The 11794-nt window shown below is 56.2% G+C and carries 8 protein-coding genes; 4 read left to right on the forward strand and 4 right to left on the reverse strand.

Going from position 1 to position 11794, the window contains the following annotated elements:
- Positions 1 to 125: 125 nt before the first annotated feature.
- Positions 126 to 1013: a hypothetical protein gene (locus ACVWXF_RS10830; RefSeq protein WP_457474379.1), complete on the forward strand. Its 888-nt coding sequence runs from the start codon at positions 126 to 128 to the stop codon at positions 1011 to 1013.
- A gap of 30 nt (positions 1014 to 1043) precedes the next feature.
- Here the strand turns inward: ACVWXF_RS10830 and ACVWXF_RS10835 are convergent, their stop codons facing one another.
- Both ACVWXF_RS10835 and ACVWXF_RS10840 read right to left on the reverse strand, forming a co-directional pair.
- Positions 1044 to 2351 (reverse strand): hypothetical protein, encoded by a 1308-nt coding sequence (locus ACVWXF_RS10835; RefSeq protein ID WP_011434095.1) that lies wholly within the window; start codon positions 2349 to 2351, stop codon positions 1044 to 1046.
- An 83-nt stretch (positions 2352 to 2434) separates the two neighbouring features.
- Positions 2435 to 4285 carry a M61 family metallopeptidase gene (locus ACVWXF_RS10840; RefSeq protein WP_457474382.1) on the reverse strand — a complete coding sequence of 617 codons (1851 nt, stop codon included), beginning with the start codon at positions 4283 to 4285 and terminating at the stop codon, positions 2435 to 2437.
- Positions 4286 to 4590: 305 nt separating this feature from the next.
- On the opposite strand from ACVWXF_RS10840, the gene ntcA reads away from it, so the two are divergent.
- On the forward strand, positions 4591 to 5265 hold the full coding sequence (ntcA, locus tag ACVWXF_RS10845; protein ID WP_011434093.1) for a global nitrogen regulator NtcA: 675 nt from the start codon (positions 4591 to 4593) through the stop codon (positions 5263 to 5265).
- Positions 5266 to 5503: 238 nt separating this feature from the next.
- Positions 5504 to 6787: a phosphopyruvate hydratase gene (gene eno, locus ACVWXF_RS10850; RefSeq protein ID WP_011434092.1), complete on the forward strand. Its 1284-nt coding sequence runs from the start codon at positions 5504 to 5506 to the stop codon at positions 6785 to 6787.
- On the opposite strand, the gene ACVWXF_RS10855 is transcribed toward eno, so the two are convergent.
- Positions 6784 to 8871 carry a prolyl oligopeptidase family serine peptidase gene (locus ACVWXF_RS10855; RefSeq protein ID WP_457474380.1) on the reverse strand — a complete coding sequence of 696 codons (2088 nt, stop codon included), beginning with the start codon at positions 8869 to 8871 and terminating at the stop codon, positions 6784 to 6786. The genes eno and ACVWXF_RS10855 overlap by 4 nt on opposite strands.
- 431 nt (positions 8872 to 9302) lie before the next feature.
- On the opposite strand from ACVWXF_RS10855, the gene treZ reads away from it, so the two are divergent.
- Complete coding sequence (gene treZ, locus ACVWXF_RS10860; RefSeq protein ID WP_457474383.1) at positions 9303 to 11129, forward strand: malto-oligosyltrehalose trehalohydrolase; 1827 nt, start codon at positions 9303 to 9305, stop codon at positions 11127 to 11129.
- A 62-nt stretch (positions 11130 to 11191) separates the two neighbouring features.
- On the opposite strand, the gene ACVWXF_RS10865 is transcribed toward treZ, so the two are convergent.
- A complete protein-coding gene (locus ACVWXF_RS10865) occupies positions 11192 to 11581 on the reverse strand; it encodes a hypothetical protein (RefSeq protein WP_414422368.1) in 390 nt (129 codons plus the stop codon).
- Positions 11582 to 11794: the final 213 nt, after the last annotated feature.

Consider the following 11794-nt stretch of genomic DNA (forward strand, 5'->3'; position numbering starts at 1 on the left):
GGGAGCTGACTTGGCCACAGCCCGGTCGAGGTGGGGAGAACTGAGCAGGTAATATAGAGCTTGGCTTGCTTGCCCGGCAACCTCACAGCAGGAGAATACGGCAGACTCCGTTCCAGGTTTTCCCCATGTCCTCTGTCCGATTCCAGCCGTTGCGGGTGGCTTTCACCTGTGCGGATCCCAGTCAAGTGCAAATGCCCGTTGCCGATTTGCTGGCGGCCTTGCCGGCCTCACCGCTTCTGACCTACACAGACCCGGAAGCAGCAGACTTGCGGGTAGAGCTGTTGCCCGATGCCATTTATCACTTTTACCGTCGGGGGGAAGAGGTGGCTCTGGCGGCCTTCCGGATCCCGGTGAAAAAGCTACAGGCCCTGCCTCGCAAGCTGGTGCGGCTGTTGGAGCACGTGGCCGCTTTCGGCAACCTCTTGAATCTGCAACCTGCCAGCGATGCGCTGAGCAGCATCTTGGAAGTGGAATTTCTCCAACTGGAAACCCCGGCCAGCAGCTCTGCCCCTGCCGAAGTGAGCCCTCTGCCGCGGGATCCCCAGGGACAAGTACAAATCCAAGCGGGCCGCAACCTGGCCATTGCCTTGAGAAACAGAGCCCCCACTCCAGTGCATGTTTATGTCACCGTCTTTGACGAGCGGCGGTACAGCGTGGATTTGGTTTACCCCTATCAACCAGATCTGCCTGCCCGTTTACGCCCCAACGAGAGCCTGCTGATCGGCTCTGGCCCCCGCTACCTGCTGCAGATGCAGCTGCCAGAAGGAACAGACGTAGCGGTGGATCGCTTCAAAATCTGGGTCAGCAGCACCAGCATGCAGCCAGGCATTATGGTGATGCCCCCTCTGGGGCAACGGCTGGAACCTCCCTCAGAAGATCCCTACGGGGCCGGATCCCGTCTAGATCGAGAGGTAAGGCTGGCCATTCTGGGCAAAGCAGGCAGCACTCCCATGCCAGCTTTTGCGGAGGATCCCTGGTGGTGTATGGAGCAAGCCGTCAAGATTGTGGCCTGAGCCGATGCTCTTGGGGACTTTTTCAGACTTTCAGAGATGGCTTTTCAGGATCCCATCAAAGGTAGACTCAACCTCATCGACGCCAATCACTGACAGGTGATAGAGGGAAGATAGACTACTTTTTGTATCTTGACTAACATCAGTTAAAACTATGAAAGCTTGGCTTCCCTGAAGACCGAGTTCATCAGCGATTCTGGAGTATTTTTGTATTTTATCTTGGTACCCACCTGTCCTCGATTCCACCCAGTAGAATTTATCATTGATATGGAAGAAAAGATCCATCTCAAAATCGGCTCTATTCGATAAAGTAACTTGGGCATTCGCGACGTAAGAGAAACTGATCTTTTTGGTGTGAGCCGCAACAAGGCGGATCAGCGTGCCCCTAACATATCTTTCCAGCCAGTTCCCTGCCAGAAAATTCAGCGCCTGAGGCGACCTACTGGGTCTCGCTACCAAAAGGCATCTGGGCGCCTTAGAGTATCTGTACTCTTCCAAAAATGCGATGTCGTGTAACTCCTTAGCAACTTGGCAAGTTGAACTGACTACTTGTTGAGGTTCGTCTCTAAGGTTTAGGGAGAAAGAACTGCCGCTCTTCATGTTTGATTTAACCATTCCATAAAATCTCTTGATAAAAGAGTATCGGCTGCCCATAAAGGCGGCTATTTGATCTAGCTTTTCCTCTTTTTCTTCCGCAGCTATGCTTTTTATCTTTATGTTTTTTGAGTTTAAGAACGACTCTATCTTTGATATATCAACAGTAGCTGTCCCATCCTTGTCTCTTAGTACTTCGTCTGGTGTCTCAGGATCTGGTGCTTTACCAATGACCTGAGTAACCTGCTCATTCTGGGAGTCCTGATTTGCAGTTGGGCATATCTCGGATCCATGAGAACTTTGAATAGTAACCCGTAGCTGCCGATAAATATCTTTGGCCTCTTCCACTAGATTTTCCAGAATGGCTAGCTGATTGTTCAGTTGCTGGCCATGTTCGGCCAACTTTACAGATATAGCTTGTAGAAAGTCTCTGCCCCAGTCCTGTAGCAAGCTTTGCTGGCTGTCAGCAAGGCGAAATTTAAACTCTTCAAGGGTAGCTTGGACGGCCTGTAACTTTTCCTGTAACTTTTGAGAAATCTTGTCTACCAATCCCTCGCTCAACTTGATGAGTGCTTTGTCCGGGTTGTTGAGTTCTTGGCTGCGTTGGCTTAGCTGCGAAGATATATCTCTGATAATCTCTCGTTTCCAGATTTCCAGTTTAGGACTGGCCCCATACTGGCGAGCAACGTAAATGCCTACCGAGAAACCAACAGCTGCCCCAATCAATAAAACCAAAACTAAGTCCATCAGATACTCCTGTCCTCTGCTGCTGTTACTTTTCTTTCCAGTTAACTGGATTACCTGCTTGATTACCTGCTTGCCTCAACATGCTAGGAGGAGATAGGTGAATTTTCAAGCAGATGGGGACCTGCCTCTGACCGAAGCTGGGCGCCGACAAGGGATCCCAGCCAGCCTTGCTGAAGAGCTTCTTGAGCAGGAGTCAGTTCAGGCAACACCTCCAACGTGTAGACATCGGGCCGAGGGGGATCCAACGGGATCCAGAAATGTTTCAACTGATCGGCTTGAAAAACGCTCAAACAAATGATCTGGTGGGGCTGATAGGCCGTCAAGCGTTCCGCCAAGTTGGCAGCGCTCACCCTGAACCCATCCAGGGCCACCAGCTCATCGCCGGCCCAGATGCCCGCTTTTTGCGCCGGGGATCCTATCTCTACTGCGCTGATGCGATTGCCCTCGCCGTTGAAATTAAGGCCCAAGTAAGGGCTGGGGTTGGGGCGGCTGAAGTGGGCTTTAAGGGTGAGGCCAAAGGGGTGTAGGTAAGTGTTGTAGTCTAGCTCTTCCGTGCCTTCCACATAGGCTGCGAAAAACCGGCCAAGATCGGCACCGGCTGCCCGCTCAAACGCCTCCCGCAAGTCTTGGTCGCTGTAGCCCTTCCCTGACCGACCAAAGCGCTGCCACAGATCCTGCAAAGCTGTATCCAGGGATCCCTGACCGCCGGAAAGGTGACGGATGTGCAGATCCAGCAGCCAACAGACCAAAGCCCCTTTTAAGTAATAAGAAACCTGGCTGTTGAGGGTGTTTTCGTGGGGGCGGTAGAGTTTGATCCAGGTATCGAAGCTGGACTCCCGCAGCGATTGCACGGCCCGGCCCGGAGTACGCTGCAAGCGGCCAATCTGTTCGGAAAGAATCTTCAAGAAATCGCCGGCACTGAGGATCCCTGCCCTCAACAAGATGACGTTTTCGTAATAGCTGGTCGCTCCCTCACAAAACCACAGGCATTCCAGATAATTTTCCTGGTTGTAGTCGATCTTTTCCAATGCCAGCGGACGCAGACGCTTGACATTCCAGGCATGAAACAACTCGTGGGCCAGCAAAGACAAAAAGCGCCGATAGGACTCCGGCTGATGCAGCTCCAGCCCAGAGTAAAGAAGGGTGGTGCTGTACTTGTGCTCAAGGCCACCAAATCCTCCCGGCGACAAATGCACAATGAACCAGTAGCGGTCGTAGGGTAGCCCACCGAAAAACGCGGCTGTGGTTTCGACAATGGCCTTGGCATCAGCGACAGCCCGCTCCACATCCAGAGTGCCCGCCCCCCAAACCACAAAGTAATGGGGGATCCCTTCCACCTCAAACGATTGCACTCGATGTGGACCCACCTCCACCGGGCTATCCACCAGCTCGTCATAGTCCTCTGCCACAAAAGACTGGCCGGAAGTGGGATCCTCAGAAGGAGAGGTCAAGGGCCGCAAACTGGTGGCGATGCGCCAATCGGGCTTGGGGGGGATCACCGTCAAAGTGTAAGGTTCCCGCTCGCGACCGGGCACGTAGAGGAAGAGCGCTGCCCCGTTGAAATAGGCGTGGGTCAAATCCAGATGGTTCGTGCGCACCGTCAGCTCATAGGCATAGACCCGGTAGCACACCTTCACGGCAGAACAGCCCGGCGGATCGATCTGCCAGGTGTTCTTGTCCACCTTCCGCCAGCCCAAAGGGATCCCTTGCTCAGTTGCCGCCTGAAACTCCTGCACGTGACGGGCATACTCCCGCACCAAGTAGGATCCCGGCGTCCACACCGGCAGTCGCAGCCGCAAAGGCACCTCTGGATCCACCTCTTGGATCTGCAGTTCCACCTCCAGCAGGTGATTGGCCGGATCCGGCATCCGCACTGTGAAATGCTGGCGGCTCAGTTGAGAAGGTGCAGCAACGATAACCTCTGGGATCCCCATAGATAGATAGATAGAATGTTCCAACCCACTCCACTCTCTACCGCCAAGGGCCGACGCAACCCCCAGCGACAATGGCTCTTATCCTAACCCCTGCTTTCGGTTGGGGATCCCTTTCTGGGGCAAAAACGAGACTCAAAAATGTAGCGCGTGCTACAAAGATGCCTGGGCAGAACCTTCTACTTTAGGGTAAATCTTGGTATCATCATCGATTCTGAAGTCAAGGGGTCGCAACCTAGCCTAATGCTTCTAGATTGATCTTAATAGGTTGATCTTAGGTATAAACTGACCTTAAAAGGTTGATGAGTATGGCGGTGGCCGTAGCGGAAAAATCTCTGATCACAGCCTTCAAGCAATTGGGAGGCCCTCACCATCCTCCGGTTATCGAAACGTTCGAGCGCGGGAAGACCATTTTTTTTCCAGGGGATCCGGCGGAGCGGGTTTACTTTTTGGTAAAGGGAGCCGTTAAGCTCTCGCGGGTCTACGAAATGGGAGAGGAAATCACCGTTGCCCTCCTACGCGAAAACAGCATCTTCGGCGTGCTCTCCTTTATCACGGGACAGCGCTCCGACCGCTTTTATCACTCGGTGGCTTTTACACCTACCGAGTTACTCTCTCTACCGATCGAGCAGGTAGAAAAATCCTTGCAGGAGAACGCCGAACTGGCCATGTTGCTGGTTAAAAGCCTGTCGTCTCGTATCTTGCAAACGGAGATGATGATCGAGACGCTGGCTCATCGCGACATGGGATCCCGTCTGGTCAGCTTTTTGTTGATTCTCTGTCGCGATTTCGGGGTGCCTGGCCCAGATGGGGTCACCATCGATCTCAAGCTGTCTCACCAGGCCATTGCCGAGGCCATTGGCTCAACCCGCGTCACCATCACCCGCCTGTTGGGAGAGCTGCGCAAGAAGAAGTACATCTCCATTCACAAGAAGAAGATCACCGTACACGACCCGATGCGGCTGAGCCATCGCTTTGCCTAGAAGGAAGAGGAGAACACTTCCTGAGCAGCACCTTGCCCAGGCAAACCCCGCTCGACGGCTGGTTGAAGCTCTGGCCGGCCTATGTTCAATCTACTGCTGCAGCCTTGAAGAATCTCTATACCTAAAGGACAGACTTAAAGTTTTCTGGAAGCTGACCGGATCGCGGGCAAGAATCTACTAGTCTATGGGGGGATCTGGCTTTGGCCAGAGCTATCTAGCCAATTGCTGAGGTGTAACTGTGGAAACAGCCATCGAGTGGATTACCGCCCATGAGATCCTCGACTCGCGAGGGCGTCCCACCCTAGAAGCCCTGGTGGGTCTAGCCAATGGGGCAACGGGCTTGGCGCAGGTTCCCAGCGGTGCTTCGACCGGCACCTTCGAGGCCCACGAGCTGCGGGATGGGGATCCCAAACGCTACGGCGGTAAGGGTGTGCTGAGGGCGGTGGAAAACATCCTTGGCCCCATCCAGTCGGAGCTGCAGGGAGAAGATGCCCTCAACCAAGCCCGTATTGACCAGTTGCTGATCGACCTGGACGGCACCCCCAACAAGTCCCGCCTGGGGGCCAACGCTATTTTGGCAGTTTCTCTGGCGACAGCCAAAGCGGCTGCGGAAGCAGTGGGCTTGCCTCTTTACAAATACCTGGGGGGGCCCTTTGCCAACCTGCTGCCGGTGCCGCTGATGAACGTGCTCAACGGCGGCGCCCACGCCGACAACAACGTCGATATTCAAGAATTTATGCTTGTGCCCATTGGAGCGGCCAGCTTTCGCGAGGCGCTGCGCTACGGGGCTGAGGTGTTTGCGGTACTAAAACAAGTGCTGCAGCAGAAGGGGCTGTCCACCGGTGTGGGGGATGAAGGGGGGTTTGCTCCTGATCTCGACTCCAATGCGGCGGCTTTGGATCTGCTGATGACGGCTATTGAACAGGCAGGCTACAAACCGGGAGCAGATATCGCCTTGGCCTTGGATGTGGCCGCCAACGAGCTGCTGCAGGATGGGCAATATCACTTTGAGGGCAAAGCCCACAGCGCGGCTGATATGGTGGCTTACTACCAGCAACTGCTGGCCAACTATCCCATCCTTTCCATTGAAGATGGGCTAGCGGAAGAAGACTGGGCCGGTTGGCAAGCCATGACCGCTCAACTGGGATCCCGGGTACAGCTGGTGGGAGATGACCTGTTTGTAACCAACCTGACCCGCCTGCAAAAGGGTATCGACAGCGCCGCCGCCAACGCCATTTTGATCAAGCCCAACCAAATCGGCACCCTGACGGAGACCGTCTCGGCCATCCAATTGGCAGTTCAAGCCGGCTTTCGCACCATCATCAGCCACCGCTCTGGCGAGACGGAAGACACCACCATTGCCGACTTGGCGGTGGCCACCCGTGCCGGGCAGATCAAAACCGGATCCCTCTGCCGCAGCGAGCGCATTGCCAAGTACAACCAACTGCTGCGCATCGAAGACGAGCTGGGGGAAGCGGCAGTTTATGCCGGTCGGGTGGGCCTGGGTCCTAGAGCTCGCTAACTTCCCGTTCCGTCCCAGGGGATCCCTAGCACCTGCACCAAAAAGGCCCAGCGGTCGGCAGCTTCCTCGATCAGCTTGGTAGTGGGCTTGCCGGCCCCGTGCCCTGCCTTGGTTTCGATGCGGATGAGCACCGGCTGGGATCCCCCCTGGGCTGCCTGCAGGGCAGCGGCAAACTTGAAGCTGTGGGCGGGCACCACCCGGTCGTCGTGATCTGCGGTGGTGATCAGGGTGGCGGGATAGGCAGTGCCGGGCTTGAGGTTGTGCAGAGGGGAATAGGCGTAGAGGGCCTTGAATTCCTCCGGGTTCTCCGGGGATCCGTACTCGGAGATCCAGGCCCAGCCGATGGTGAACTTATGAAAGCGCAGCATGTCGAACACCCCCACTGCCGGCAGGGCCGCTGCAAACAGCTCCGGCCTCTGAACCAGGCAGGCCCCCACCAGCAGGCCGCCGTTGCTGCCGCCAGAGATGGCCAACTTGGCGGGGTTGGTGTAGCCATGGGCTATCAGCCACTCAGCAGCGGCAATAAAGTCGTCGAACACCTTTTGCTTGTTGAGCTTGGTGCCCGCCTGGTGCCACTCTTCTCCGTACTCGCCGCCGCCGCGCAAATTGGGCTGGGCGTAAACCCCTCCCATTTCCAGCCAGGCCACCAGACCCACTGAAAAGCTGGGGGTAAGAGAGATGCCAAAGCCGCCGTAGCCATACAGCAGAGTGGGGTGATCCCCTGTCCGAGCCAGGCCGCGGCGGTGGACAAGAAACATGGGGATGCGGGTGCCATCTTTGCTGGTGTAGAACACCTGCTGCACCTCGTAGGCCTGGGGATCGAAATCCACCTGGGGCTGACGGAACAGGGTGCTGGTGCCGCTGGTGAAATCGTAGCGGTAGATGGTGGGTGGGGTGGTGAAGCTGGTGAAGGTGTAGAAGGTCTCGGTGTCGTAGCGCTTGCCGCCAAAGCCGCTGGCGGATCCCAGCCCGGGCAGCGGAATTTCCCCCAGGTAGCTACCGTCTAAAGCAAAGGTCTTGATCTGGGTGTGGGCGTCTTTGAGGTAGAAGGCCACAAACTGATTGTTGATCAAGCTAACCCCCTGCAGGGTCTCCTCCGCCTCAGGGATCACCTCCTGCACCCGGTCAGGCTGCTCCAAGTCGATGGCCACCAGTCGCCGCCGAGGAGCTTGGCAGTCCGTCAACAGCCAAAAGCGGGATCCGTCGTTGCCCACGAAGCTGTATTCGGCCTCAAACTCGCGGATGAGCTCTACTACAGGAGACTGGGGATCCCGCAGGTCTTTGTAGAAGATGAGGTTTTTGGGATCCGTGCCCCGCCAGACGGAGATGATGAGGTAATTCCCATCTTCAGTAACCCCGCCGGCAAAGCCCCACTCTTTTTGGTCGGGGCGGTGATAGACCAAGACATCTTCTGATTGGGGGGTGCCCAGGCGGTGGTAGTAGAGCTTCTGGAAGTAGTTGACGCTTTCGTATTCGCTGCCCGGGGCTGGTTCGTCGTAGCGGCTGTAGAAAAATCCCTGCCCGTCCAGGGTCCAGCTCGCCCCGGAAAACTTGACCCAGCGGAGGTGATCCGGCAAATCCTCGCCGGTCTCGATGTCCCGCACCTTCCACTCTTGCCAATCGGAGCCGGAGCAGGAGAGGCCATAGGCTAAATACCGTCCAGCGTGCTCCGCACCGCTGTCGCGAGCGCGGCTGATGGCAATGCCCGCTAGAGCCACCGTGCCGTCTTCCGAGAAGGTGTTGGGATCCAGCAAAACCCGCGCCTGGCCCTCTAGACTTTCTTGGGTGTAGAGAACGCTCTGGTTTTGCAGGCCGTCGTTTTTGAAGTAGAAGTAGCGGCCCCCTTCTTTGAAGGGCTGGCTGTATTTTTCATAGTTCCAGAGCTGGGTCAGGCGTTCTCGGATCCGCTGCCGGGCTGGGATCTGCTGCAAGTAGTTAAAGGTAAGGTGGTTTTGCGCCTCAATCCAGGCCCGCGTCTGCTCCGAATCCAGATCCTCCAGCCAGCGGTAGGGATCCGGTACCGCCTGCCCGTGGTAGATGTCCACAACAGTGGGATCGGGATAGCTGGGCGGGTAGTTGAGCATGAGACCTAAGCGCTAGAGCATGACTCTAGTCAATAATAAGCTCAACTATACTGAAAATAATGTATAATATGTTCAGTACGGATTACTACCAGTTGATCTTTCTGTTTACTTTCGAGTCTGCCAACATGGTAGCCAAAGCAAAGCAGAAAATTGGTAGTAAGACGACACGGAAACTGCGCTTTGGGTATTCTACTCAAAGCTTTGCGGGATACCGCCATTCTGTTTGGAAACAAACAGAATGCTATCGCTGCATAGTTGAACAGTGATGTTCAGCAGTGTTCAGCGTAAATGTATCAGACCCATTCCACTATGGCAGAGGAGAAGCCAAAAACCCACTCTCCGGCTTTTGCCAGGCATGCTCGCTATAGCGGAAGCCGAGTTGCGGGATAGATTCTGTGTTGCAGGCTTCTCCTTTCTTCCAGGCCGGGCGGATGGGCGCCTATCCCCTGGGCTCAGGCTGCTATCACTTCTCGGTGTGGGCGCCCTTGGTTGAGCAGGTGGAGCTGAAGCTGCTCAGCCCTGTCCAACGTTGCTTTACTCTAGTGCGGGATGAGCAGGGCTATTGGCAGGGGGAGGTGGACGGGATCCCACCTGGGCCAGTGGACTACCTCTACCGCCTGCACACCCAGGCAGGGGTAGTGGAGCGACCAGACCCGGCCTCCCGCTGTCAACCGCATGGCGTTCATGGCCCCTCGCGGGTGGTGGATCCCCACTTCGACTGGCAGGATCAGGGGTGGAAGGGGATCCCCCTGTCTCAGTGGATCCTCTACGAGCTGCATGTAGGCACCTTTACCCTCGAGGGCACCTTTGCTGCTCTGATCCCTCGCCTGCCGGAGTTGGTGGAGTTGGGGGTAAACGTGCTGGAGCTGATGCCGGTGGCCCAGTTTCCAGGAGAGCGCAACTGGGGCTACGACGGCGTCTACCCCTACGCGGTGCAGACCAGCTATGGAGGAGCGGCAGGCTTCAAAGCCCTAGTCAATGCCTGCCACCAACTGGGTTTGGCCGTCATCTTGGATGTGGTCTACAACCACCTGGGGCCGGAGGGGAACTACCTGCGGGATTTTGGCCCCTACTTCACCGACAAGTACCACACCCCTTGGGGGGATGCCCTCAACTTCGACGACCGCTATTCTGACGGCGTGCGAGAGTTTTTCCTACAAAACGCCGAGTACTGGCTGGAGGAGTTTCATCTCGATGGGCTGCGGCTGGACGCGGTGCATGCCATCTACGACTTCAGCGCCTACCCCTTCTTGCAGGAATTGGCAGAGCAGGTGGATGCCCTAGAAGCTCGCACTGGCCGGCCCAGGGTTCTCATTGCCGAAAGCGACCTCAACGATGTCCGCCTCATCACCCCCCGAGAGCAAGGGGGCTACGGGCTAGATGCCCAGTGGTGCGATGACTTCCACCACTCACTTCACACCCTGCTTACCGGGGAAAAGACAGGCTACTACCAGGACTTTGGCGAATTGGAGCACCTGGCCAAGGCTTACCGGGAGAGCTACGTTTATTCTGGCCAGTACTCCTGCTACCGCGCCAGGCGTCACGGCAACTCCGCTGTTGGGCGACCGGGATCCCAATTTGTTGTCTGCATTCAAAACCACGATCAAATCGGCAACCGCATGTTGGGAGAGCGCCTTAGCCAGCTCACCTCTTTCGAGGGCCTCAAATTGGCTGCCGCTGCCCTGCTGCTAGCTCCCATGCTGCCGCTGCTATTTATGGGGGAAGAGTATGGGGAAGTGGCGCCATTTCTGTATTTTGTCAGCCACGGGGATCCCGACCTGGTGGAAGCGGTGCGCCAAGGACGCCGCCGCGAGTTCAGCGCCTTTGCCTGGCAGGGAGAGCCGCCGGATCCCCAAGCTGAAGAGACTTTCTTGCGCTCCAAGCTCAATTGGGACTTGAAAAAAGCCGGTCACCACCAGGTTCTCTGGAAGTGGTACCAGGCCCTGATCCAGCTGCGCAAAACCCAGCCGGCCCTCCAGCATCTGGAGCGGGACGGGGTGGAAGTGGAGCTCTTTTCCAACTCTGGCCTAGCTCTGCACCGCCGCCACGGATCCCAGGCTTTGCTTGCCCTTTTCAATTTCAGCCCCGATCAGCCAGTCACCTATACCCAATGGCCCAGCGGCACCTGGGAGAAGCTTTTGGATAGCCACGAGGCCCAGTGGTTGGGAAAGGGATCCCAACTGCCGGCAGAAAGCCAAGGGGATCCGGTTGAGGTACTGGGCTATGGGGTGGGCCTCTATGGTGCTTTGCACCGCTAACGCAGATGGCTGCGGCCAGAAGGGAAATCTCGACCGCTCCAGACCTGGCAAACGGAAACGGTCTAGCCGATCTTCGCGCCGCGGAAATAGAGGGAGTCAGGCAAGGGCCTGCGGGCGAGGCTGGGATTTCGGGAAGGTTTGCTCACCGGTTGGCCGCGATAGGTCAGCTTGGGCTTGGCAGGGTTGTCCGTAGGAGCAGCCTCTGGTTGGGACTGCACGGGTACGCCCGGCGACAGTTGAGCCCACACTTCCGCGTGATTCTCAAACTGCACCACAATGCTAAGAAATCCCCTTTCAATGTCGGCGCGACAGGCAGATATCGCGTCTTGGGCGCGTTTGTACACTTGCCGAAGGGCGTAGAAGTGATTCTGAAACTTGATCACCTCCACCAAACCCTGAGGAGTCGAAGCCCAGAAGCCACTGTCTGCATCGCTGTAGTCGAGAATAACCATGGCTAACTCCTACACTGACGAGTGGATGGATAAAGATCCCAACTCTTCCACTATGGATATCAAACGTCATGAAACGTAATGGTGAGCTTGATCACATTGAATCACAATTGACAATGTTTCGATACAGCCTTTTAATTTAAAATAGGGTACAGGTATTCAAGAGGAAGGAGAGAAAGGAATGCCGACTCATTCTTTGGATTTGCGGCAAAGAGT

This window comes from Thermostichus sp. MS-CIW-40, from assembly GCF_054058315.1.